Source organism: Arthrobacter sp. Y3221114 (assembly GCF_059092625.1).
On the sequence record NZ_JBNHHW010000005.1, the window covers coordinates 87,283 to 108,803 of the forward strand.

The 21,521-nt window shown below is 64.5% G+C and carries 24 protein-coding genes and 1 riboswitch; of the genes, 9 read left to right on the plus strand and 15 right to left on the minus strand.

Annotated features, from left to right (window positions below):
• Positions 1–25: 25 nt before the first annotated feature.
• Entirely contained in the window at positions 26–523 is a 498-nt protein-coding gene (locus AC5RV3_RS12535; protein WP_494001708.1) for a CarD family transcriptional regulator, read from the minus strand.
• Positions 524–603: 80 nt separating this feature from the next.
• Here AC5RV3_RS12535 and AC5RV3_RS12540 point away from each other — a divergent pair, with 80 nt between their 5' ends.
• Positions 604–1,275, plus strand: coding sequence for a TetR family transcriptional regulator (locus AC5RV3_RS12540; RefSeq protein ID WP_494122408.1), 672 nt, complete (start codon positions 604–606; stop codon positions 1,273–1,275).
• A gap of 56 nt (positions 1,276–1,331) precedes the next feature.
• A complete protein-coding gene (locus AC5RV3_RS12545; RefSeq protein WP_494122409.1) occupies positions 1,332–1,703 on the plus strand; it encodes a YchJ family protein in 372 nt (123 codons plus the stop codon).
• Between the two features lie 216 nt (positions 1,704–1,919).
• On the opposite strand, the gene AC5RV3_RS12550 is transcribed toward AC5RV3_RS12545, so the two are convergent.
• The 3 genes from AC5RV3_RS12550 to AC5RV3_RS12560 form a co-directional block, all read right to left on the minus strand.
• On the minus strand, positions 1,920–2,270 hold the full coding sequence (locus tag AC5RV3_RS12550) for a DUF202 domain-containing protein (protein ID WP_494122410.1): 351 nt from the start codon (positions 2,268–2,270) through the stop codon (positions 1,920–1,922).
• Entirely contained in the window at positions 2,270–2,668 is a 399-nt protein-coding gene (locus tag AC5RV3_RS12555) for a YidH family protein (RefSeq protein ID WP_494111597.1), read from the minus strand. The genes AC5RV3_RS12550 and AC5RV3_RS12555 overlap by 1 nt, the downstream gene beginning before the upstream one ends.
• Positions 2,669–2,808: 140 nt before the next feature.
• Positions 2,809–3,126 (minus strand): hypothetical protein, encoded by a 318-nt coding sequence (locus tag AC5RV3_RS12560; RefSeq protein WP_494122411.1) that lies wholly within the window; start codon positions 3,124–3,126, stop codon positions 2,809–2,811.
• 110 nt (positions 3,127–3,236) lie between these two features.
• On the opposite strand from AC5RV3_RS12560, the gene AC5RV3_RS12565 reads away from it, so the two are divergent.
• Positions 3,237–3,713 carry an acyl-CoA thioesterase gene (locus AC5RV3_RS12565; RefSeq protein ID WP_494111598.1) on the plus strand — a complete coding sequence of 159 codons (477 nt, stop codon included), beginning with the start codon at positions 3,237–3,239 and terminating at the stop codon, positions 3,711–3,713.
• 27 nt (positions 3,714–3,740) lie between these two features.
• Here AC5RV3_RS12565 and AC5RV3_RS12570 read toward each other — a convergent pair whose 3' ends face one another.
• Positions 3,741–4,160, minus strand: a complete 420-nt coding sequence (locus AC5RV3_RS12570; protein ID WP_494122412.1) for a MarR family winged helix-turn-helix transcriptional regulator — start codon at positions 4,158–4,160, stop codon at positions 3,741–3,743.
• A gap of 271 nt (positions 4,161–4,431) precedes the next feature.
• Here AC5RV3_RS12570 and AC5RV3_RS12575 point away from each other — a divergent pair, with 271 nt between their 5' ends.
• Positions 4,432–4,893: a helix-turn-helix domain-containing protein gene (locus AC5RV3_RS12575; protein ID WP_494122413.1), complete on the plus strand. Its 462-nt coding sequence runs from the start codon at positions 4,432–4,434 to the stop codon at positions 4,891–4,893.
• 247 nt (positions 4,894–5,140) lie between these two features.
• On the opposite strand, the gene AC5RV3_RS12580 is transcribed toward AC5RV3_RS12575, so the two are convergent.
• Together AC5RV3_RS12580 and AC5RV3_RS12585 are read right to left on the minus strand one after the other, a co-directional pair.
• Complete coding sequence (locus AC5RV3_RS12580) at positions 5,141–5,569, minus strand: DoxX family protein (RefSeq protein ID WP_493987694.1); 429 nt, start codon at positions 5,567–5,569, stop codon at positions 5,141–5,143.
• Positions 5,570–5,800: 231 nt separating this feature from the next.
• Positions 5,801–6,415: a GyrI-like domain-containing protein gene (locus AC5RV3_RS12585; protein WP_494122414.1), complete on the minus strand. Its 615-nt coding sequence runs from the start codon at positions 6,413–6,415 to the stop codon at positions 5,801–5,803.
• 68 nt (positions 6,416–6,483) lie between these two features.
• Between AC5RV3_RS12585 and AC5RV3_RS12590 the strand changes: the two genes are divergently transcribed.
• Both AC5RV3_RS12590 and AC5RV3_RS12595 read left to right on the plus strand, forming a co-directional pair.
• A complete protein-coding gene (locus AC5RV3_RS12590; protein WP_494122415.1) occupies positions 6,484–7,233 on the plus strand; it encodes a M50 family metallopeptidase in 750 nt (249 codons plus the stop codon).
• Positions 7,234–7,576: 343 nt separating this feature from the next.
• Positions 7,577–7,879 carry a DUF4193 domain-containing protein gene (locus AC5RV3_RS12595; RefSeq protein WP_493979582.1) on the plus strand — a complete coding sequence of 101 codons (303 nt, stop codon included), beginning with the start codon at positions 7,577–7,579 and terminating at the stop codon, positions 7,877–7,879.
• A 55-nt stretch (positions 7,880–7,934) separates the two neighbouring features.
• Here AC5RV3_RS12595 and AC5RV3_RS12600 read toward each other — a convergent pair whose 3' ends face one another.
• The 3 genes from AC5RV3_RS12600 to AC5RV3_RS12610 form a co-directional block, all read right to left on the minus strand.
• A complete protein-coding gene (locus AC5RV3_RS12600; protein ID WP_494122416.1) occupies positions 7,935–8,585 on the minus strand; it encodes an SDR family oxidoreductase in 651 nt (216 codons plus the stop codon).
• Positions 8,586–8,691: 106 nt separating this feature from the next.
• On the minus strand, positions 8,692–9,513 hold the full coding sequence (locus tag AC5RV3_RS12605; RefSeq protein ID WP_494122417.1) for a family 1 encapsulin nanocompartment shell protein: 822 nt from the start codon (positions 9,511–9,513) through the stop codon (positions 8,692–8,694).
• Positions 9,510–9,977 (minus strand): ferritin family protein, encoded by a 468-nt coding sequence (locus AC5RV3_RS12610; protein WP_494122418.1) that lies wholly within the window; start codon positions 9,975–9,977, stop codon positions 9,510–9,512. Before AC5RV3_RS12610 ends, AC5RV3_RS12605 begins: the two co-directional genes overlap by 4 nt.
• A 311-nt stretch (positions 9,978–10,288) precedes the next feature.
• Here AC5RV3_RS12610 and AC5RV3_RS12615 point away from each other — a divergent pair, with 311 nt between their 5' ends.
• On the plus strand, positions 10,289–10,672 hold the full coding sequence (locus AC5RV3_RS12615; RefSeq protein WP_494122419.1) for a hypothetical protein: 384 nt from the start codon (positions 10,289–10,291) through the stop codon (positions 10,670–10,672).
• 97 nt (positions 10,673–10,769) lie between these two features.
• Here the strand turns inward: AC5RV3_RS12615 and AC5RV3_RS12620 are convergent, their stop codons facing one another.
• The 3 genes from AC5RV3_RS12620 to AC5RV3_RS12630 form a co-directional block, all read right to left on the minus strand.
• Positions 10,770–12,551 (minus strand): HNH endonuclease signature motif containing protein, encoded by a 1,782-nt coding sequence (locus tag AC5RV3_RS12620; RefSeq protein WP_494122420.1) that lies wholly within the window; start codon positions 12,549–12,551, stop codon positions 10,770–10,772.
• Between the two features lie 296 nt (positions 12,552–12,847).
• A complete protein-coding gene (locus AC5RV3_RS12625) occupies positions 12,848–14,380 on the minus strand; it encodes an MDR family MFS transporter (RefSeq protein ID WP_494122421.1) in 1,533 nt (510 codons plus the stop codon).
• Positions 14,381–14,799: 419 nt separating this feature from the next.
• On the minus strand, positions 14,800–15,717 hold the full coding sequence (locus AC5RV3_RS12630; RefSeq protein ID WP_494122422.1) for a C40 family peptidase: 918 nt from the start codon (positions 15,715–15,717) through the stop codon (positions 14,800–14,802).
• A gap of 3 nt (positions 15,718–15,720) precedes the next feature.
• Positions 15,721–15,885, minus strand: a riboswitch (cyclic di-AMP (ydaO/yuaA leader).
• A gap of 424 nt (positions 15,886–16,309) precedes the next feature.
• Between AC5RV3_RS12630 and AC5RV3_RS12635 the strand changes: the two genes are divergently transcribed.
• A complete protein-coding gene (locus AC5RV3_RS12635; RefSeq protein WP_494122423.1) occupies positions 16,310–17,773 on the plus strand; it encodes an aldehyde dehydrogenase family protein in 1,464 nt (487 codons plus the stop codon).
• A gap of 109 nt (positions 17,774–17,882) precedes the next feature.
• On the opposite strand, the gene AC5RV3_RS12640 is transcribed toward AC5RV3_RS12635, so the two are convergent.
• Complete coding sequence (locus tag AC5RV3_RS12640; RefSeq protein ID WP_494122424.1) at positions 17,883–18,893, minus strand: MBL fold metallo-hydrolase; 1,011 nt, start codon at positions 18,891–18,893, stop codon at positions 17,883–17,885.
• Positions 18,894–18,976: 83 nt separating this feature from the next.
• On the opposite strand from AC5RV3_RS12640, the gene AC5RV3_RS12645 reads away from it, so the two are divergent.
• Positions 18,977–19,915, plus strand: a complete 939-nt coding sequence (locus AC5RV3_RS12645; RefSeq protein ID WP_494122425.1) for a LysR family transcriptional regulator — start codon at positions 18,977–18,979, stop codon at positions 19,913–19,915.
• Positions 19,916–19,960: 45 nt separating this feature from the next.
• Here the strand turns inward: AC5RV3_RS12645 and AC5RV3_RS12650 are convergent, their stop codons facing one another.
• A complete protein-coding gene (locus tag AC5RV3_RS12650) occupies positions 19,961–21,454 on the minus strand; it encodes a tripartite tricarboxylate transporter permease (protein ID WP_494122426.1) in 1,494 nt (497 codons plus the stop codon).
• Positions 21,455–21,521 lie beyond the last annotated feature (67 nt).

Consider the following 21,521-nt stretch of genomic DNA (forward strand, 5'->3'; position numbering starts at 1 on the left):
ACGTTATTCCTCCGTATGCCGCCCTTTATACGGTGGCCTCGAGCGGACCGAAAACGGCTTCGATCATGGCCCGCGCCGTGTCGTTGTCAGTCTTCTCGGCCAGGGCAAGCTCCGAGGACAGGATCCGCATGGCCTGTTCAAGCTGGTGCTTTTCACCTGCCGAGGAGCCGCGTTCGATGGCCCGCAGCGAGAGGTCGCGGACCACTTCGCTGACCCGGTAGATGTCGCCGCTGTTGATCTTTTCCTGGTTGGCCTTGAACCGGCGTGACCAGTTTTCCTGATCCTCCGGCACCTTCGCCTTCAGGATCGCAAAGACTTCCTTGACGCCTTTTTTGCTGATGGCCTTGCGTACGCCGACCGTTTCCGCGTTGCCCAGCGGCAGTTCGATCAGCAGTCCGTCATGGTGTGCGCGGAACTGCACGAACTTGGTCTGGCAGTCCTTGAACGGACGGGTCCGCAGATCGGTCACGGTAACAGCGCCGTGTGGGGGATAGACGAGGGTGTCGCCAACTTTAATGTTCATTGATGCCCTTTCATGCCATTATGGCAGATACTGCCACATTGGCAGCGAATACTCAAATATGGGGTATCTTGGAAGCTGCTATGCCACAGAAAACGCCGACCAGCGGCGCTTCCAGAACCGATGTGCCCGGCCCGACCACGGCTGAGCTCCCTGTCGCTGCACCCGGATTGAGGGAGCGGCGGCGGCGCCAGACCCGGACGGAAATCAGCGAGGCTGCGCTGCATTTGTTCCAGGAACACGGCGTGGATGCCACCACTGTGGACGGCATAGCCCACGCCGCCGGGATCTCCCAGCGCACGTTCTTCCGGTACTTCGCCAGCAAGGAAGAAGCCGCGCTGCCGGCACACCAGGATTTCGACGCCGCGCTTGAGGCCGGGCTGCTCACGATCGATCCGGCGGGCAACCCGCGCGAAGAGCTTGAGCGCGTCTACCAAGAAGTAATGCAGGGGTATGCGGACAACGACGCCCCGGCGGCCCGCCGCATGTTGCTCGTTAACCAGCTCATCCGCAAGGAGCCCCTGCTTAAAGCGGCCATGCTCAAACACAACGCCACCCGGACAACGGGACTGGTGGACGCCCTGACGGATCGGTTCGGCCGCGACGGGGTCAATGACCTGCAGATCAGGCTCGCGTTCGAGACCTGTGCGGCAGTGGTCCGGGTTGCCTTCGAGGTCTGGGTGGCCCGGCGCGAGGCCGGCCGCAATGACAACCTGCCGGACATTTACGCGGCTGCCCTGCAGTTGTCCCACTGACCATGCGGAACGCGCGAACCCGGGGCGACGCTCAGCCCGCGGTGACACCCCTGACGATGCCTTGTCCGTGCCGGAGCGGCCGGCCGTACGGCGAGTGCTGCGGGCCGTTCCACCGCGGCGATGCCGAGCCGCCGACCGCGGAAGTCCTGATGCGGTCGCGCTACACGGCGTTCGCCGCCGGCGACGCCGCCTATCTGCTGCGCACCTGGCATCCGGAAACGCGGCCCGCCCAGCTTGAGTTGGACCCCGCACTGCACTGGACCGGATTGGAGATCCTCAAGACCGTCCGCGGCGGCGAATCCGACCGCGCGGGCACCGTGGAGTTCCGCGCCACCTACAGCGAAGGCGGCCAGAACCGGGCGCAGCAGGAAAAGAGCACGTTCGTGCGTGAGGACGGCCGCTGGGTCTACCGCGACGCACTGGCCTGACTCCCGCGCAACCCGTACGCTGGTTTCCGCCGCGGCCGACCACAGCTGCTGACAACGGCGCCGCGCTGCTGCTAACCACCGTGGCGGCCTCCACGCCGGAGCGCGCCGACCGCCGCTTTTCACCGCACCTGCTCATCGCCGCGGCTCACCACGCCGTTAGTCGCCCGTGCCGCCCAGACGTCACGCCGCTCGGCACGCGGGCACCGTCGTCGTGGTTCAGTCCAAGGCCAGGAACAGGACGGCATAGATGCCAAGCGCGCCGAGCACCACCACGCTGCCGGCAACCCAGGCGGCAGCGGCGGCGTCGGCGTGGATCCTCTCGTCGGCCACGCCGGAGACCGCACGTCGGTACCGGAGCTTCTGCGTGATGTAGATGCCGAACGCCGTGCACAAGGCCACGGCCACCAAAGTGCCGGTGAACCAGCCGTATTCCGGCATCCAGCGCAGGAACATGGCTGTTGCGACGATCATGGCCAGGGTGGTCCGGCTCCAGGCCAGGGAGGTGCGTTCGGGCTGCAGGCCGGCGTCGTGGTGTTCCGGCTCCGGCATGGCACGGGCGCGTCGCATCAGGACGGCCGCAGGACTACGAAGACCACCAGCAGCGCCGCCACCACACCGCCGCCTATGGCCAGGATCGGGGCAATCAGCGGCAACGGCAGGGGAGTCTTATGCCGCATGGCCCGCTCCACGTTGAGCCAGCGGAAGAACGAGCCGCCGCCTATCGCCATGGCCAGGACCAGGAGGATGATGGCGATGGTCTTGCGGATCTCCGGGACGAAGACGCCGCCGGTGAAAACCTCAACCGCGATGCCGCCCGCCAGGAGGGCAAGCGACGTGCGGATCCACGCCAGGAATGTGCGTTCGTTGGCCAGCGTGAACCGCGGGTCGGGCTCGGTGCCGCCGCGCAGCAGTTTATCGGCGAGTTTGCTGCGTTCCGGGCGGGGCGAGGGTGAAGAAGTAGGCACGGCTTCATGGTAACCATCTCCGCAGTCGGCGCGGCGACGGCGACGTCACATGGCAAGCGACGCTGGCACATGCGTCGCTTAACGGCACGGCCGGATGCCCGCGCCCAGTCGGACGAAACGAACCCGATGCGGGCCAGGTGTCAGGCTGCCGGCCGGTCCTCGTCGTCGTCGTTCTCCTGATCCAAGCGGGCCACGGTGAAGAAGCGGTTGCCCGCCCCCTTGCGCGAACTCGGCACCAGGAGCTTGGAGTATTTTTCGCACCACTGGGCGGCGCCGCCGGAATCCGAGGCAGCCGCAGCGATGGCGTCAATGTCGTCGGACCAACCCAGAACGCGTTCACCCTCGAGGCAGAACTGGATGAGTCCCAGCTGGGTATCTACGTGCAGTTCGACGTCCACCCAAACGTCGAATCCCACAGTGTTGCTGGCTGTATCTTCTGTTTTGTATGTATTCATCATGAGACCTGTGTTGCGCATCACACTCTGTGGCGCCCTCCCACTATAGGGTTCACGATCCGGAATGCCAAACAGTTTCCCCTGCGTAAACGGCCGGTAAAGTAAATCGGGCGATGACTCAGACACCTTCCGACCAGCGCCTCACCTGCAACGTCCCGATGCGATGGGGTGACATGGATGCCTACGGGCACATCAACAATGTGGAAATCCTGCGCATCCTGGAGGAGGCGCGCATCCATGCGTTCGGGCCTCCCGCAGGTACCGGCGGCCCCGGGCTCGAGGTGGACCTGCCGGTCTTTTCCGACCTGCCCGAATCCACCCAGGCCTTGGTGTCGGAGCACCGGGTGAAGTACGTCCGGCCGCTCAGTTACCGCAACATCCCGGCACACGTGGAGGTCTGGATCAGCGCGATCAAGGGCGCCAGCCTGACCATCGCCTACCGGATCATGGACCCTGTAACCGCCGAGCAATGCGTGCTGGCGGAAACCACGCTCGCCTTCTTCCACACAGATACAGGCCGGCTGTTGCGCCTGAATGAGCGCCAGCGGACGATACTGGAGCCCTACCTGGGCGAGTCGAACTTCCGTTGAAACGACGACGACGGCGCCGCGTCTTTCCTAACCGTCCCAACCGAGGTTGCGGGCAATCCGTTCCAGCACGTCAAGGGTGGCGGCGTATTCTTCTTCGCTGATGCCGTCGGCCATGCGGGCACGCGTGCGGTCGATCACCTCACCGAGTGAGGCCAGGCTGGCCCGTCCGGTATCGGTCAGCGCGTAGTGACCGTCCTCGGCGCTGACCCAGCCGCTTTCCACAAGTTCTTCGACCGGTTCCTGGGGCCCTTCGCCCTCGGCCTCCGGAATGAAAGGTCCAAGAGCTTCCGCGAGTTCAGCGGCCGTGGACGGCTTGTCCGCCAGCAGGTTCATCATCTGCCACTGCCGGCGGGTGATGCCGTGTTCCTCCATGGTCTCGACGAACTGCTCGTCGAGCAGCCGGTCAACGAGCTTCAGCCAATAACCGATGGGTCGTAGAGGTGCCATGCCGCCACCCTACAAGGGTCCGCGCGGCTGATCGACTGTAACGTCCGCACACGCCGCCGATCGGCCGAAATCGCCGCCTAGCGACTCAAACTTCCGAACACGCCGCCAATCCAAGACCACAGCATCCCTGGAGCGAGCATGATGCCATCCGGACCAGTGCGCTGTGGCGCGCTCAGCCATCACCACGGGGCCGCCTTCTGCCCTGAGCAGACCCTGCTGACGCCGGCCGCGCAGCTTCCTACGATGGAAGCAGCCAGAAGGGAGTTCCGTCGTGCTCGAACTTCAACAGCTTCACCGTCGTCCAGGTTCAGGGCCGCCACCCTTGCTCCGCGACATCTACGGGGCGGTCCTGCGCAGGGAGCGCCGTCGCCAGCAGCGCACCCTCGACGACGTAGCCAGCCGGGCCGGCGTGTCCCTTCAGTACCTGTCGGAGATCGAACGCGGACGTAAGGAGGCCTCCTCGGAGATCCTTGCGGCGGTCTGTGCGTCGCTGGGCTCCGGGCTGGCCGCCTTCCTGGCAGCAGTGCATCGTGAACTCGCGGCGGTCGAAGGAAGGACCGTGCTGGATCTTCAGGCCAAACCGCCCGTGCGGCCCGCTGCAGAGGCGCGGCAGGAACCGACCTCTGTCGGCCTGGCCGACCGGGACCTGGCGCCGCATGCCCCGATGGACGCGGGCAGGCAACTGGACGGTCGCGCTCGAGGCGGGCCGCCGCCCATTCTGGTGGCCGCCTGACGTGACACCGCTGCATGCCCGGCGCGGACGGGCAGGTATCCAGCCGCCGTGCACATGGGCCACGCGGCCGGATGTGTTCCGACAGCGCACCACCGCCGTTGCTCGCCGCGCGCCGCACACCGCACTTGCGGCGGTGTGCTGTGAACGGCTGCTGCCGGGGACAGCAAAACGGGCAGGTGCAGCCTTTCGGTTGCGCCTGCCCGTTCCGGCGGTTGCCCGGCGAGCTGTGGCCGGGCCACCTGAGTGGTTAGGCCAGGGGGGCCAGCTTGGTCTTGCCGAAAACGGCGCGGTCCACCGAAATCCGGCCGGGGCCAACCAGCGCCAGCGCCAGCGATGCGGCGCCGAGCAGCAGCACCAGTTCGTAGCCGCCGCCGTCCACGAAGACGCCGGCGGGAGCGTGGACGAGCACCAGGGCGCCGAGCATGTCCAGCGTCAACAGGGCTGCCACGAGCCGGGTCAGCAGGCCGAGGATCAGGGCGATGCCGCCGCCGAGCTCCAAGCCGGCCACGATCGGTGCGGCGATGTCGGCGGCCGGGACGCCCATCTGGCCGAAGGAGGCCTGGGTGCCGGCGATGGTCCATTCGTTGAACTTCTGCCAACCGTGGGCAACGAAGAGGAAGCCCAGGACGACGCGAAGAACTGTGCGTGCAGTGGTGGTCAAAGCGGAATTAGTCATGATGTTTTCACCGTTTCGATGGTCTATGGATCGGCCGTCTGGAACGAGCGATAAGCATCAATAACTTGACGCTTCAATCAAATATTGGCAGCAATTATGTTGAAGTGTCAACTTTCGGCTGTCCGGCTGAGGCACGAGGCAGGACCACGGACTGAACTGGCCGAACCCGCGCCGGCCGTCCGGTCCGTACCAAGCCCAGGTCTCACAGGGCATGCCCGCTTGGCCGGGCGCTCAGGTACCGCGCACCGGCTGGCGCAGGATTGTCTTGAGCTTGGCCGGTTCGGTCTTGCGTGGGTCGCCGAGATAGATCTCGTGGTGGTGCCCGTTCGGTTCCAACTTGTTGGCCGGCAGGAATTCATCCCTCAGCCGGGCCAAAACCGGACCTTCGTCGTCGTACGAACCAACATGCATGATCTGGACGCTCAGCCCTTCGTCCAGCAACCCGCGCCGGAGCGATTCCACCGCAGGAAGCCCCTTTTTGGCTGCCGTTTGGCGCATTGCGTCTTCAATGTGTGCCGGCTCCAGCCAGTCAGGCTGGCGGATCATCATCGTCCAGGACCACTCGTCCTTGGCCCGTCGGGTGAACGCGGTCATGTCCTCCGCCCACCAGAGGCCTTCCAGCGGACCGACAACGTAGTCGCGACCGAACTGCTTCTTGCTGGCGAACTTCAGCGTGTAGGAGACTGCGTACAAGGCCTCGACCGCCTGGACGTACCCGTCTGTCGTGTTTGGATCGCCGTGACCGTCCGCCTGCAGGAACGGCATGGGTGGCACGGTGACCAGCTGGAAATCCTTGCCCGGGGCGTACAGCTCCTTCTGGTCCTTCTTGAAATCCAGCTTGTCCATGGGGAGCTCTCCGGTGGTCGGCGATGTGGTCTAGTTATATCGCGTAGTCACGGATGAAACGAGGAACCTTGCTGCAGCAATTCGCCGCCGAATGGTGGACGCGGATCACCGCCGGCTTCATGCGCGGTGAACCACTCGAAACCGGAGTGCTGGAGTTGGGACTCATCCTTGGTGTGGCGCTGCTGTTGTCGGTGCCCCGGGCCAGCTGGCGCTATTTCGGGTTGTTTGTCACAGCGGTCCACGAGCTGGGGCACGCTTTCGCGGCGCTGGCCACGGGGCGGCTGGTGCGCGGCATCCATTTGCGGTTCGACCAATCCGGCGCCATGATCAGCCGCGGGGCGGGCAGGGCGTCGGCTGCCTGGACCGGCTTCTGGGGATACCCGGTGCCCGCGCTGGTCGGGGCGGCGTTAGTGTGGGCCGCGTTCGTCGGCTGGGCCGGTGCCGCCCTGTCCATCAGCGCGCTGCTGCTGCTTGCCACGCTCTTGTTCATCCGGAACCTCGAGGGCGTCGTCATCGCTGTCGGGTTGGCGGTGGGCGCTCAACTGCTCGTGTGGTTCGCACCGGTGGAGATGCTCGGGCACCTCACGCTCGCCATTGGCGCCGGACTTCTGGTGGGAGCTGTACGGGACTGGCTGAATCTGCTGAGCGTGCATACCCGGCGCCGGCATCAACTGGCTAATTCCGACGCGTTCATCATGGCGCGGCGGACCGGAGTGCCGGCCTCGCTCTGGCTGGCCGGGTTCGCTGTAGTCATCCTGCTTTGCTGGGCGGCTGCCGTGGCGACCGTGGCCGCTGTTGGCCCGCTGGCGGTTCTCTAACGGAGTCCCTCGACAGTCCCTGTTGAGGATCCCTGGCACCGGCTGATCGCCCTCTTGAGGGCGGCTCACTGGCAGTAACTGAGCGGGCTACTGCCAGTGGCTGGTCGACCCTCGGCTGTGACTGGTTAATCCCCTCGCAATTGGACCCCCTCGGCCTCAGGCAGTGGCCTTGCTCACAGCGGTGTCATTCGGCTCGGGCCCGCCGAGCAACGGCGCGGGGAAATGGGAATTATCGCCGTGGGTGAGGCGTTGTTGACCGATGTTGAAATCTCTGGAAGAGCGGCTATGATGGGCGCTCGCAGATAGGTCAAAACAACGAGAGCTTCAGGAGTTTTAAACCCGCATGGCAACCGATTACGACGCACCGCGCAACAAGGACGACGACAACAATAATGAGTCGCTCGAAGCCCTTCAGGCTCAGCGCTCCGGCGGTGCGAAGACGGCGCTGATCGACGTCGAAGATTCGGACACCGCCGAGGGCATCGATCTGCCCGGTGCCGACCTCTCCGGTGAAGAACTGGTGGTCCAGGTTGTTCCTCCCCGTGAGGACGAATTCACCTGTGGCTCCTGCTTCCTCGTCCGTCACCGCAGCCAAGTAGCCCGCGAAAAGAACGGCGAGAAGTACTGCCGCGACTGCGAAGGCTAAATCCTCAACCTTCAGAACCCCGCGCTGAGACCGGCGCGGGGTTCTATGGTTAAAATCACACGCTTCGGACGGCCTCGCTGATCGGCGTGCCGCCGTTGATGAACTCGATCACCTTGCCTGCCGTGGCAGGCACCGCCAGTACTTCGGCCGCCACCATTGCAACGTCTTCGCGGCTCACTTCACCGCCGGGAGTGCCCGGTCCGGCTTGGATCTTCCCGGTCGCGGGCTGCAACGTCAACGAGCTCGGCCCCAGGATCGTCCAGTCCAGCGACGAGGACTTCAGGTAGTCGTCCGCGGCGGCCTTGGCATCTGCGTACGGGAAAAACGCGTGGTCCGCCGGCACTCCGTGGTTCTTGCCGGCGCCCAGATAAGACACCATGATGTAGCGCTGCACCCCGGCCGCCACGGCTGCGTCCATCGATCGGATGGCCGCGTCCCGGTCCACCGCATACGTCCGCGCGGGATTGCCTCCGCCTGCGCCCGCCGACCAGACGATGGCGTCGTGGCCGCGCAGCTGGTCTGTTAAATCGTCGGTGGTCGTCGTCTCGACGTCGGCGATCACGGGCACCGCTCCGGTGTCCCGGACGTCGGCGACGTGGTCCGGATTGCGGATGATGGAGCTGACTTCGTGGCCCTGCGCGGTGAGGATGCGGGACAGGTGCAGCGCGACCTTGCCGTGGCCTCCGAAAATGGCAATGCGTGACATGGGGTTCCTTTCGGTGTGGTCCATCCCAATCTATGCCTTGTACCCCGGTTCCGTCGGGCGGGTGCGCCGGCCAGACCTCCACGGAATGGGGTCCGGTTCCGCTGTCCTAGCCGTCGCTGCCGGTGAGATGGATCCCGGCTTCCGGCGTGGCCACCCGAAAACTGAAGGACTGCTCGATGTACAGGTGGACGAACTCCTCATCGTGCCGGTCGTAGCCAACCGAGAGGTCCTGGCCGGATTCAAACAGGAAGTCCCCGCCGCGCAGGCTCATCACTATGGCCCCGCGGACTCCCGGCGCCCAAACAATCGGACCGCCCAGCAACTTGCGCAGGTGCTCGGACAACAGATAGCCGCCGCGCTCGGTCGCCTCTACTACGGCTGTGTAATGCCCTGGGCCGAGTGCCAGGCCGAACGGACCTCCAATGCCGGCCTGGAGCAGGGCCGAGACAGCCTTGGCAATGCGCTTTGGGTAGTCATTAAAGTCAGCCACGCGAGGCACCGGTGAATGCGGGGTGGCGCTCGTGACCCCCTCAATGCCCACCTGTCTCCAGCCGTGGAATACGGCCGCGTTCTCCGCGATGGCAATTTGCATCGCCGCCTCGGCCAAGTCCGTCAGGTCCACATCGGCCGCACCCCGGTCATGGTCAAGCAGTTCCAACCGGGAAACCTTGAAAGGTGCCCGCAGCTCCACCAAGGGAAGCACGCCGCGCCGTCGCGTCGTCACGCCGTCGGCCAGTGCCGGCCCCGTGATGCTTTCGGTGCGGCCAAGGTTTGTGGCCGAATACTCCCAGCCGAATGGACCGGCGAAATCCACCATTTTGCGGGCGCCGAGGGCAACGGTGAGTCGCTCCTTGGCCTCGCGGTCCAACAGCGCCCAACCACCGTCGGAGACTGGGGCATGCTCGCGCAGCAGGTGATCCATGGTCATGAGAAGTCCTCCTTGAGGCTGCCGATTCCCAGCGACGAATCAGAACCGGCCGGCCCCCGGCGAGGGGACGTATGAGTTGCCGCACCCGACGGAGAGCGGCCAGCGGGCCCATGAGCAGAGACTGGAACCGGCCCCTCCGTGCCTATACCGGCAGCAGTTGCTGCCTCGGCCGCTCCGCCGTTGGCCACAATGTCGCCGTCTTGGAAGAGGGTTCCCCGGGCGATCTGGCGCCACTTCGGCTTCCTCCGAAGGAGGAACTCCAAGTCCATGCTGAAATGTTTGAACTCTTCGGCCAGGGAGTCCTCCATGATGGCGACCGATTCCGGGTCCTTCTCCAGCGACATCCGTTGTTCGTACCAGCCGATGGCCTCGGCTTCCTCTGTAAGGTTGGCGCACATACGCGCAAAGGTCCGCGTCTCGGCGGAGAGCTCTGCGGCGGGTTCGTGATACTGGTCAAAGCCCATCTGGATTCCTCCGTGAGGTTGTGCCTCTTTGCCAGCGTAGCCACGGCCCCGCTGGCTGACTACCCTTGACGGCTGGTTGGCCGAAGGCCCTGGTTGGTGCGGTCAGCCGAGGGTGCGACGACTGGGCCCAGGCAGCGATCGGCGGCTGCCGGCAGGCCGAGCTGTGAGCACGTGGCCATCTCTGACGGGTCCGGGATCGGCCATTGTCCGGGCGCCGAGGGGCGTGCTGGCGCTGGTCGGCCCAGGGTCCAGGCTAAGCCCGCTGGCGGAGCCCGCGCAGGAACGCAACCGCGGCATAGTAAAGTTGCAGGGTGATTCGTCGAAACTCCGCACTGCTCATGCTGCCACTCGTCGCTCTGCTTGCTACCGGGTGTGCGCAGGTCGAACAGGCCGCCTCCGACGCCGTCGACCAAGCCGCCAGCTCTGCTTCCGCGGCCGTGAACGAAGCCGCGTCCAACTTGGCCAACGCAGCGGTCGGGGAAGCAGTCAAGCAGGTGTGCGCCCCGATTCAGGACGGAAGCATCGGTGCAGAGGAACAGGAGATGCTCGCGGGTCTGGTTTCCGCCGCCGACGCAGCCGGTGTTCCTGCAGAGATCACCGGCCCGATGTCGCAGATCGCCGAATCCGGCGACCAGATTCCGGCCGACGCCCTGGCCTCCATGCAGCAGGCCTGCCACAACAACGGCGCTGGCTAGTTAGGCAACCGCCTGACTACTCCCAACCGCTCTTGCGCGGAATGGGAAAGCCTTTAGGCCCGACTGCGGCGCGGGGTCCCTGCGACAACGCCGGCTGTCAGAACGGGGGAGTTTCAGGCTGGGCCGGCCAACCGTCAAATGGACTGGAACTTCTGCCGGGCGCGGTGGCTCCCGCGGTGCTATCCATTCCGATATCGAGTTCCGACTGCATGGGGACCTTCAGCGGACCCGACTGGCGGATCGGCGTCCTGAGGGCCGCCGCGTCAGGGTCTAATAGGTCTCCACCAGGTGAAGGGCCGCCTGACTGACGGGAGCCTGAGCCCACCGCCGCCGGCTCGGGCAGGCGTTCGGGCAGCCGCGCGTCTTTCATCCACACGTGGTTGCGGAGCGGCTTTTGTGCTGGATCGACACTGAGCGGCGGTAAGAACCAAGCCACGCCCTTGATCACCTCGACCCGCCAATTTCCTTGATGCAGCAGATGATGGTGGTGCCCGCAAACCAAGACCCCATTGTCGACAGAGGTCGGACCACCCTTTTCAAACCACTGGATGTGATGCACTTCCGTCCAAGGAGAGGGCGCATTACAGCCAGGGAAGGCGCAACCTCCGTCCCTGGCGATGATCGCCAGCCGCATGTACTTCGGAAACAGCCGCTGTGTTTGGCCAACATCCAGAATCGCACCCGTGCCGGAGAGGATCACCGGGATGATGTCGGCATCGCAAGCTATCCGCCGAATCGTCTTGGCGCTCAGCGGCCCGGAGAAGGTGCTGGTTCCCGGACGTCCGACGTCGGAGGCCAAGTCCTTGTAGTCGATGGTGACCAGCAGCTGCGGGCGGCGACCGCCAGCGGCGGGCAGCAAATCCGTGGTGAGCGCGGTTTTGCAGGCGCCAATGAGTCCGTCGAGCTGCTTCTGCTGGCGGGTACGCCCGTCCTCTACCGTTGCGTCAACAAAGGCGTCCGGTCCGGGGTCCTGAGCGTCTGTGGTGACGAAGTCGTCGGCGTTATTGATAGCGCCGTTCAACTGAGAGTCTGTGCTGGGTGCGTCAACCGCTTCAAATCCTACTGCCACGGCTGTGGCCGTCCCATCCCTCAAGCGGGGGTTTGTGGCGGTGTTGTAGACGGTTGCAAGAACCTCGTTCTGCTCATCGGTGGCGTTAATTTCGTAGCAGTGCAGGCCATTGCGCCGACCGCGGTAGAACAGGCCCTGGCGTGCTTTGAGCTCGGCAGGCCCGAGGTCGGCACCGGCTGGGTTGAGGCCGCCCTCCCAATGCCGGATCAGCAGCCTCAGCGAGTCGGCGTCGTAATCCGAGGCATGCTGAACCAGTGCCTCTTCCATCTCGCGGAGCTGTTTCGGGTCGGCAGTGCGACGCAACCCGTCGACAGCCTTCCGGATCAGAGTTGCGGCTTGGCCGGAGACCATTCCTTCATCCATTGCACGCGCGAGCACCGGCAGCCTGGGCGGCGCAACAGGCTTGCCCTGAGGCGCCGGGCGGGCTTCGGTGGCTTCCGCGAGTTGGAACCGTCGTGCGGCCTCCTGCCTCGGAATGCCCAGCTTCGCCCGCAGATAGTCTTCGTTCGTTTTGTAGGCGCCGCGCAGACGATGATTCGGTTCCTCGGGGTCATGCGGCTTGTCCGTTTCTCCAACGGCGGCGATGTTTTGCGCCTTGATGATGCCGGCGACGATCAGCTGGGTTTGGCCAACAATGTTGGCCAACTCTTCAACCTGTGCCGCCGTCTTGGCCACCGACTTGGTACTGCGTGTCAGCCCTTCGTTTCGAAGGCGATTATTTAGTTCACCGACCTCGGCGCGGATCCGGGCTAGCAGGGCGGAATCATCCTGCCCTGCTTCCGGAGCCTCATCCAGCGCCTCAATCGCCATAGATACAGCTTATGAAGCCCCCGAACAGGGTAGGAGAAGCAAGGGCTGGTATGTGGATGAAAAGTTCGTGGCGCATTCTGTGGAGAAGAAGTGGAGGCACTCGAGCAAGGGCCTCGAGAACCAGGCGTTCTCATTGGGTGCAGTCGGACCTCAACAGGGGGCGCGGCCAAACCTCGAGCGGCTGATGCCGCCGGACCTCGAGCTCCAGAGGGACCTCGACCGGGCAGATGTGGCCGGACCTCCCCGCTCCTGAGCGCGGCGGGCCTCCCGATCCAGATCCCGGTGAACCTCCGTCTTCAGTGGGCGACCGGCGCGCCTTCCAAGGCCGCCGCATCCTTGGCGGGCTCCTCGACCGGTTTCCGGATGAAGAACGCGGCCACCACGGCCACGATCGAGATGAGGGCGCCGGACAGGAAGGCCATCCGCACTCCACCCGCCACCGCCGTCGTGGATGCCGCACCTTCGGCGGAAAGTACAGCCGCCTGCATGGACATGACGGTGACGAACATGGCCGTGCCCGCTGCCCCGGCCACTTGCTGCACGGTGCCGATGACGGCGCTTCCGTGCGAGTACAGTTGCCGCCGCACGGAGCCGAGACCTGCGGAAAACAGCGGCGTGAACAGCAGCGCCAGGCCCACACTGAGCACGATGTGCGCCACCAGCAGTGTCAGCGGGGCGGTGTTCTCGCTGACCGTGGAGAAGAACCAGAGCACGGCGCTGACCACCGTCGTCCCCGGCACCAGCAGGACCCTCGGGCCGAATTTGTCATAGAGCCGTCCAACGGGCGGTGCCAGCAGGCCCATCAACAGCCCGCCCGGAAGCAGCATCAACCCGATCTGCAGCGGCTCGAGCCCCAGGACCTGCTGCATATATATAGGGAGCAAAATGATGGTGCCGAACAGTGCGGCCATGCTGACGGCCATCAGCCCAACGGACACGGAGAAGTTGCCGGAGCGGAACGTCCGCAGGTCCAGCAACGCTTTCTCCGAGCGCTGCAGCCGGACCTGGCGCAGTAGGAATACCAGCAGTCCCACGCCGCCGAACGCAAACGCAGCCCACATGGCGGCACTCGTGCCCGGCCCCGCCGTCGTTGTCCCCTGCCCGGCGCCGACCTGGCTGAGGCCGTAAATCAGCCCGCCGAAGCCGATGGCGGAGAGCGCCACGGAGGGCAGGTCCAGCGGCACCGGCCGGGGCTCGGTCACGTTCTGGATCCGCCGGTTGCCGACAACCAGCATGCCCAGCGCGATTGGCAGCACCAACCAGAACATCCAGCGCCAGGACAGGGTGTTGAGGATGATGCCGGAAATGGTCGGGCCGATGGCCGGCGCCACCGATATGACAATCGAGACGTTGCCCATGGTCTTGCCGCGGTCTTCGGCAGGCACCAGGTTCATCAGCGTGGTCATCAGCAGCGGCATCATAATCGCCGTGCCCGATGCCTGCACCACGCGGGCCACCAGCAGCACCTCGAACCCCGGAGCCAGCGCGGCCAGCAGCGTTCCCGCGGAGAACAGCGCCATCGAAGCGGTGAAAACCTGACGCGTGGTGAAACGCTGCAGGAGGAATCCGGTCACCGGAATGACCACCGCCATCGTCAGCATGAACGCCGTGGTCAGCCACTGGGCCGCGCGGGCGCTGATGCCGAGGTCATCCATCAGCTCGGTCAGCGCGACAGACATGATGGTCTCGTTCAGGATCACCACGAACGCAGAGACCAACAGGATGCCAATCACGCGGCGGTTCCGGCGCAATTCATCAGCCGTCAACCCGCCGCCGTTGTCTGATCCGGGCTGCGCCGAGGCTTTTTTCGTCGACGGTTCTTTATTCACGGGAGGATCCTCGGGTGGAGTTCGTGCTGTTGCAGGCGGCCGAAAATGGCCCAAGAACGCCGAGCGTACGGCAGAGTAGTAGCTTAACCTGCCCCCGCTGACTCCTATTCCCAGAGCGCGGCAACCGCAAATAAACAACGACGCCGATGCTCGCCGCCGGGAGAAAACCTCCGACCGGCGGGGGAGGGCGCAGCGCGAAGAGGCCTCACATTAGGTCTGCTTAAAGAGGAGAAGCCCGCCGCTGGAGGAGAAGCCCGCCGCACATTAAGGAGGCGAAGTCCTGCTGCGCGACAAAAAGGAGGCGAAGTCCTGCTGCGCGTTTAAAGAGGAAAAGCCCCGCCGGCGCAAGGCCGACGAGGCTTCCCTGTGATCCTGGACCGGCCGTTGGGGGGAAGCCGTTCCAGGAGTATGAGGGGTGGTTACATCGTGTAGTAACCGGTAACGGGCATGGCGTTCACGTCGTGCACCATGGTGCCCTGGCTCGGGTTCAGGGCGCTGATCATCTTGCCGCCGCCCAGGTAGATGCCCACGTGGCCGCCGCCGTTCTGCACTACCAGGTCGCCCGGCTGCGGGTTGCTGGTCGGGGTCAGGGCGCTGCCCTGTTCCTGGCTGAGGCGGGGCAGATCGACGCCAGCCTGGGCGTAGACCCACTGGGTGAAGCCGGAGCAGTCCCAACCGGCGGTAGACGTGCCGCCCCAGACGTAGGGGGTGCCCTGGGCGGACATGGCGATGTCCACGATGCTCTGGTTGCCGCCGGTGGAGGCGGGCTTGATGTCGGCGCTGGCCAGCGAAACCGTCGCGGCGTCTGTCGACGCAGCCAGGGTCGTAGCGGCTCCGCCGTTGCCCGGGGCTGCCGGGCCGCCACCGGACTGAGTGCCCTGCGCGGATCCGGTCAGTGCGATCTGGTCGCCCGGGTAAATGATGGAGTAAGCGCCAAGGCCGTTGATGGCCAGCACGTCCTGCACATTTTTGCCGTACTGGGCGGCAATCGTGCCGACGGTGTCGCCTGCGACCACGGTGTGCGTGGTGGCACCGGAAGCAGCACCGGCGTCGGCAGCGGAGCTGCTCACCGAAGCGCGCTCCACCTCGAAGCCGGCGTTGGCCGGAGCGGCGACGGTGCCGGTTGCGTCGGCGGCACCGTAGGTCGGGACCGTGACATCGGCGGCGGCGTTGGCCGGCAGGCCGGCCCCCAGCATCAGGCCACCGGCGGCCGTGACCACGGCGGCGCCGCGGCCGACGGTGCCGGCGCGGGATGAGACGGCGTGGGACAGACCGGCCACGGTGGTGTTGCGGACCGGGGTGGCACGGTGGCGTGCGCGATTGTTTTTGAGCAGCAAGAAGATACCTCTCCCAATGCCTGCGAGGTAAGCTGTCGGGTTCGGGTGGGAGTCACCCGGCCGTGCGGCAGCGCGGTATGCACTCCGTACGGCTTAACCCCAAGAGCCCCAAGAGGGGCCCGGAAAGTGGGTCCCCCGCCTCTGCCAGATGTCTAGCGAACGAACCCGGAAAGGCTGGCAGAGCTAGGCAATACCCTCCGAGGACATCAGCGGATGATCGCCGATGTGTTGAAAACAGTACATAACGGTTCGGTAACTGTCCAAGCCCTGAAATTTACCTGTGGGTAACCTGAAAGTCACCGAATGACACCCGCTTCTTGCTCCGGATTGCGGCGCGACCGAGGGCGGTGGGGAGTACATGGGCGGGAACAAAATGGCCTCGTTCGCAGCGCTTTCCTGTGCCCTGGCGCCCGGAAGAGTGGGGAGCATCACGGCCGTCGTCGATCCGGGCCGCTCTCCCCCTGCAACAGAGCGGCCATTGTCCGGGCCCGGCGGCGGGAGTAGGCTCCGCCTTATCCGGGCCGCGGGGACGGCCGGTGCTTCGGCTGTGGCCGGCGGCGTGGCCCAGCCACTTCGGAAAGGAATGAGCGCCATGCCCATCACGCGTGAGTTGATCATCAACGGCGAGCACGTCCCGGCAGCCTCCGGCAAGACCACCCAGGACATCAACCCCTACACAGGCGAGCCCTATGCCACCGTCGCGGCCGCCGGGCCGGAAGATGTCACGCGAGCGGTCGAAGCGGCGTCGGCGGCCTTCGACGCGTGGGCCGCAACGCCTCCCACCCAGCGGGCGAAGATCTTCCTGAAAGCTGCCGACCTGTTTGAAGAACGGATGCAGCAGGGCATCGAGTTGATGGCCGGCGAGGTGGGTGGTGTGGCGGTCTGGGCCGGGTTCAACGTCCAGTTGGCCGCCAATATCCTGCGCTCGGCAGCCGCAGCCACCACCGCGCCGCGCGGCGACGTGCTGGCCACCGACCTGCCCGGCAAGTTCTCGTTCTCCGTCCGGCAGCCCTACGGCGTGGTGGCGGCGCTGTCTCCCTGGAACGCCCCGTTCATCCTGGGCATGCGGGCCATGGCCATCCCGATGGCCGTGGGAAACACGGTGGTGCTCAAGCCCAGCGAGGACGCGCCGCTGTCCTGCGGCCTGTTCCTGGCGGACGCATTGTTGGACGCGGGCCTGCCCGCGGGGGTGCTGAACGTCATCACGAATGACCGGGCGGACGCGAACGAGGTGGTGAGCACCCTGATCTCCGACCCCCGCGTGCGGAACGTGAACTTCACCGGTTCCACCAAGGTGGGACGTATCATCGGCACGCTGGCGGCGCAGAACCTGAAGCCTGCGGTGCTTGAGCTCGGCGGCAAGAACTCCCTGGTGGTGCTCAAAGACGCGGACGTCGACTACGCCGTGCAGGCTGCGGCCTTCGGCGCGTTCATGAACGCCGGGCAGATCTGCATGTCGGTGGACCGCGTGATCGTGGACCGCCGCATTTCCGAGGAGTTCTCGGGCCGGTTTGCGGAGAAGGTCGCCAAGCTGCCCACCGGCGATCCGATGAAGCAGGACACCGTGATCGGACCGCAGGTCACCCAAGCCTCGGCGGACCGCCAGTACGCACTGATCGACGACGCCGTGTCCAAGGGCGCGACGGTGTTGGCCGGCGGCGGGAAGGCGGCCCAGGCCGTGGTGCCCGCGACGGTGCTCTCCGGGATCACCGAGGAGATGCGGATCTACGACGAGGAGATCTTCGGCTCCGCGACCACCATTATGGAGGTGGATGGCCCGGAACAGGCGGTGAAGCTGGCGAACGACACCAACTATGGCCTGACCTCCGGGGTCATCACCGAGAACCTGGCCGAAGGCATCGAGGTGGCGCAGCGGCTCAAGACCGGCATTAGCCACGTCAACGACCAGCCGGTGCAGGATGAACCGATGGCCCCGTTCGGCGGTATCCACGAGTCGGGCTACGGCAAGTTCGGCGGGCAGGCCGGCATCAATTCGTTCACCGAGGAGCGCTGGATCACCATCCAGCAGAACGGGCACGCGCAGTACCCGTTCTAGGGATGTTCAGGGCCTCCCACACTCCACGTTGGGGCAGAAGGCCCTGAACAGCCAGCGACAGGACGAACCAGTGAGTGGACGACGGCGGTGACCCGCCTGGGCAGGCGGGTTACGGGCGCAAGGTAATCACGTCGAGATCAGCCGGTACATGAAAGGTGCCGGAGTAATACTCCCTTGCCTGGTCCGTCACCCCTTCCCAACCCATCCCAGGCACCAAATGGTGCAGAGCCAGTTGCTTTGCTCCTGCCTTCTCCGCAATACGGGCAGCGTCCTGAACGGACGTATGAGACTTGTAATGATGGTCGCGGGAAGCGACGGATACCTCATCCGTCCGGCCGGCATAGAGCATGTCAATGTAGTCAAAATCCAGGGCTTCATGCATGAGCAGGTCGACGTCCCGGGCAAGCCTCACCATATTCGGTGTGTACGTCGTGTCGCCCGAGAACGCAACCGAACCGTTAGCGGTCTCGAAACGGAATCCAAACGCAGGGGCGACAGGTGGGTGCTGTACGAGCGTTGCCATGACTTTAACTGCACCGTCTTCGAAGACCTTGAACGGTTCCATGTCAGGTGTCGGGTTGTCGTTGGGGTGGTAACCGCTGGCAGCCGGAATCTCGATGTCTTGTGCATCGAACAAATCCAGCGGCGAGGGGCGCAGACTGTCTAGGATCCTGTCATTGAGGTCTGTGGCGTGCGCGAACATTAGCTGCTCGAACATTTCACGTGTCCCGGGGGTGGGCGAGTGGGGGGCGATGGGAGTCGGCGGCACCTGCGCCCGAGGCGAGACCGGCGGCAGCACCGAGCGGTTCCCCGGTCCAATAATGGGCACGGGGTTCCCGGCCCGGTGTGCGAGCTCGTACAGTCCAAATATCCCCAGCGAAGCCAGGTCGACCGTATGGTCGGAATGAAGGTGCGTGATGAAGATGCCCTTCAACCGGGAAAGCTCCAGATTGGCCTCGCTCAATCGTCGTCCTACACCATGGCCGCAATCCACTAGATAGAAGCCGTCCTCTACGACGATTGCGGTCGAAATTCCGGTGCGTTCGGTGGCCTTTCCATCAACCTTCCACCATCGCGGTCCTCCGGCGGTTCCCAGGGCAACGATCTGTGTCTTATACATGTCTTTTTTCTTCCAATCCGGTGACGGCACTCTGCTCCATCACCCATACTTAGGGACTACGAATTCATCCATCAGGGAAATAAATGTCCGAATTCACACTTCGCCAGCTTGAATACTTTGTTGCCATCGCCGATCACGGCTCTGTTACCGCTGCTGCAGAGGCCCGACACGTCAGCCAAGGGGCTGTGTCGATGGCGATCGCGCAACTGGAGAAAGCACTCGGAGTCGAATTGCTGCTTCGTACGCGTTCCAAGCGGGTCGTTCCCACCGCAGCCGGCGAGGAGCTCATCGCCCGCGGCCGGCACCTCATGCTTCTGTCCAGTCAATTGGCAGATGCTGTCCGCGGCGGCGTCGAGGAGATGCGCGGGCCCCTGCGCATCGGCGTAACAGGCACGATCTCGCCTCGGACGATTCCCCCGCTGCTGGAGCACTTCGTCGAGAACTACCCCCTGGTCGAGGTCGACTTTTCCGAGCTGTACCCGGACGAACTGCAGCAGGCAGTCGCCCACGGCACGCTGGACTTCGGTTTGATCTATGCGATGCAGGCGGGTCCGCACCTGAGAAAGGTAACTCTCGGCGGGACGCGTCAGCACTTGATGTTCGCTGCCAATCATCGATACGCGAACGCAGACCAGGTGTGGCTCAAAGACGTCATCGAGGAACCGCTGGTGCTGGTGAATATCCCGCCGACCGTGGACCGTGTGGTGGCCCTCATCCAGTCGGTTGGCTTGGAGCCGCGAGTGCGTTGGACCAGCGCCAGCATGGAGACCATACGTTCCATGGTCGCGCGGGGACTTTGCTATTCGTTCGTCAACACCGTCCCGACGATCCGCACGACATCCGATGACCTTCCTGTCAGCTACGTTCCTATAGCCGACAAACTGCCAGTAAATCCGATCAGTGCGGTCTTGGCACCGGGCACGACGCCACCGCGCCGCGTGCATGCCGCCTTGGACTTCCTCCGCCGGCACTTGGCCGTGCACGCAGGTGACAGCAAAATCCCGGGAAGCGGTGCCGCCTAATCGGGCTGCGCGTTTCGCATGCGGTGGGTGGCTGATTTTCACGGCTTACCGCTTCTTTTCCTGCCGCTGAAGACGAACCCCGACAGCCTCGGGATGGCCTGCAAGAATCGGACGGCGTCTGCGGCGCCTGTCCACGAGGAACCATAGGCCTGCTGCTACGACGACGGCGACGACGGCTATAGGCAGCGGACGCTCAATGAAAATTGAGAAACTGCCGTCGGACAGTGCCATGGTGCGGCGGAAGTTGTCTTCCAGGATCGGCCCCAGAATGAAGCCCAGGATGAACGGGCCGAGGTCATAGTTGAATTTGCGCAGGATGTACCCGAGCACACCGAAGGCGACAGTCATCATGACGTCGAACATGCTGTTCCGTACGCTGTAGACGCCCGCCACGGCGACGACGAGGATGATCGGTGCCATGATGGCCCCGCGGATCCTCAACAACTGGACAAAGACTCCGATGAGCGGGAGGTTCAGGACCAGCAAAATGATATTGCCGATGTACATCGACGCGATGACACCCCAGAACACATCGGGATGCTCGTTGACCAGTTGCGGTCCGGGCGTGATGTTCTGAAGCAGCAGTGCACCGAAAATCAGAGCCAGTACCGGGTTCGGCGGGATACCCAGAGTCAGCAGCGGTACGAATGCCGAATTAGAAGATGCATTGTCGGCGGTTTCCGTAGCGGCAAGCCCATCAATGGCACCCTTCCCGAACTTTTCGGGATGCTTTGAAAAGCGCCGCTCAACCCCGTAGGCAATGACCGAGGAGATCGTTCCGCCCCCGCCGGGGATGATTCCGATGAAAAACCCGATGATCGAGGCGCGCAAGATTGCGAACCGGCTCAGTAGCCAATCCGCCCTCTCGGGCAGAATGCGCTTGAGCTTAGGGTTGCCCAAGGCCTTGTAGTACCCGGTTTCCGCGTTGTGCAGTATTTCCCCAATGCCGAACATGCCTACGGCGACAGCGACGACGTGGACCCCGGCGATAAGGTCCGTGCTGCCGAAGGTGAACCTTGGGGCAGCGGTGACCGGGTCGAGCCCAATGGACGCGATGAGGATCCCCAGTGCGGCAGCCGCCAAAGCCTTCAGCTTTGACCCGGAACCGATGAAGACAACCATCAGCAGTCCGAGGCCTGCCAGCGCGAACATATCCGGGGCGCTGATTCCACCTGCTACTGAAGCCATCGTGGGAGCCAACAGCGTCAAGCCAACGATGGCAACGGTACCGCCGAGGAATGAGCCGATACCGGTGATGGCCAGCGCCGACCCGGCTTTGCCTTGCTGCGCCAGCGGATAACCGTCAAAAGTCGTGACGACCGCCGAGGCGTCTCCCGGGAGGCGCAGGAGTATGGCGGGGATGCGCCCGCCGTACATCGAGCCGTAGTAAATTCCGGCGAGCATCATGATGGCTGTTGCGGGTTCCAAGTTGAAGGTCAGAGGCAGAAGCAATGCGATGGTCGCGACCGGGCCGAGGCCTGGCAAGAGGCCGATGAGCGTGCCCACGGTTACGCCGATGAACACGAACAACAAGTTCATGGGGTCTAGCGCGACTTGGAAGCCGGTGCCTAGACCCTCGAGGATATTCACAACGAGATGTCCTTTG

Excerpts from the sequence above, each read along its gene's own strand:
- AC5RV3_RS12565 (WP_494111598.1), top strand. The coding sequence starts at position 3,237 with ATGACTCAGACACCTTCCGACCAGCGCCTCACCTGCAACGTCCCGATG.
- AC5RV3_RS12600 (WP_494122416.1), bottom strand. The coding sequence starts at position 8,585 with ATGTCACGCATTGCCATTTTCGGAGGCCACGGCAAGGTCGCGCTGCAC.
- AC5RV3_RS12540 (WP_494122408.1), top strand. The coding sequence starts at position 604 with ATGCCACAGAAAACGCCGACCAGCGGCGCTTCCAGAACCGATGTGCCC.
- AC5RV3_RS12650 (WP_494122426.1), bottom strand. The coding sequence starts at position 21,454 with ATGAACTTGTTGTTCGTGTTCATCGGCGTAACCGTGGGCACGCTCATC.
- AC5RV3_RS12580 (WP_493987694.1), bottom strand. The coding sequence starts at position 5,569 with ATGACTAATTCCGCTTTGACCACCACTGCACGCACAGTTCTTCGCGTC.
- AC5RV3_RS12585 (WP_494122414.1), bottom strand. The coding sequence starts at position 6,415 with ATGGACAAGCTGGATTTCAAGAAGGACCAGAAGGAGCTGTACGCCCCG.
- AC5RV3_RS12645 (WP_494122425.1), top strand. The coding sequence starts at position 18,977 with ATGTCCGAATTCACACTTCGCCAGCTTGAATACTTTGTTGCCATCGCC.
- AC5RV3_RS12640 (WP_494122424.1), bottom strand. The coding sequence starts at position 18,893 with ATGTATAAGACACAGATCGTTGCCCTGGGAACCGCCGGAGGACCGCGA.
- AC5RV3_RS12535 (WP_494001708.1), bottom strand. The coding sequence starts at position 523 with ATGAACATTAAAGTTGGCGACACCCTCGTCTATCCCCCACACGGCGCT.
- AC5RV3_RS12570 (WP_494122412.1), bottom strand. The coding sequence starts at position 4,160 with ATGGCACCTCTACGACCCATCGGTTATTGGCTGAAGCTCGTTGACCGG.
- AC5RV3_RS12610 (WP_494122418.1), bottom strand. The coding sequence starts at position 9,977 with ATGGGCTTTGACCAGTATCACGAACCCGCCGCAGAGCTCTCCGCCGAG.
- AC5RV3_RS12560 (WP_494122411.1), bottom strand. The coding sequence starts at position 3,126 with ATGATGAATACATACAAAACAGAAGATACAGCCAGCAACACTGTGGGA.
- AC5RV3_RS12635 (WP_494122423.1), top strand. The coding sequence starts at position 16,310 with ATGCCCATCACGCGTGAGTTGATCATCAACGGCGAGCACGTCCCGGCA.
- AC5RV3_RS12595 (WP_493979582.1), top strand. The coding sequence starts at position 7,577 with ATGGCAACCGATTACGACGCACCGCGCAACAAGGACGACGACAACAAT.
- AC5RV3_RS12550 (WP_494122410.1), bottom strand. The coding sequence starts at position 2,270 with ATGCGACGCGCCCGTGCCATGCCGGAGCCGGAACACCACGACGCCGGC.
- AC5RV3_RS12545 (WP_494122409.1), top strand. The coding sequence starts at position 1,332 with ATGCCTTGTCCGTGCCGGAGCGGCCGGCCGTACGGCGAGTGCTGCGGG.
- AC5RV3_RS12605 (WP_494122417.1), bottom strand. The coding sequence starts at position 9,513 with ATGACCATGGATCACCTGCTGCGCGAGCATGCCCCAGTCTCCGACGGT.
- AC5RV3_RS12620 (WP_494122420.1), bottom strand. The coding sequence starts at position 12,551 with ATGGCGATTGAGGCGCTGGATGAGGCTCCGGAAGCAGGGCAGGATGAT.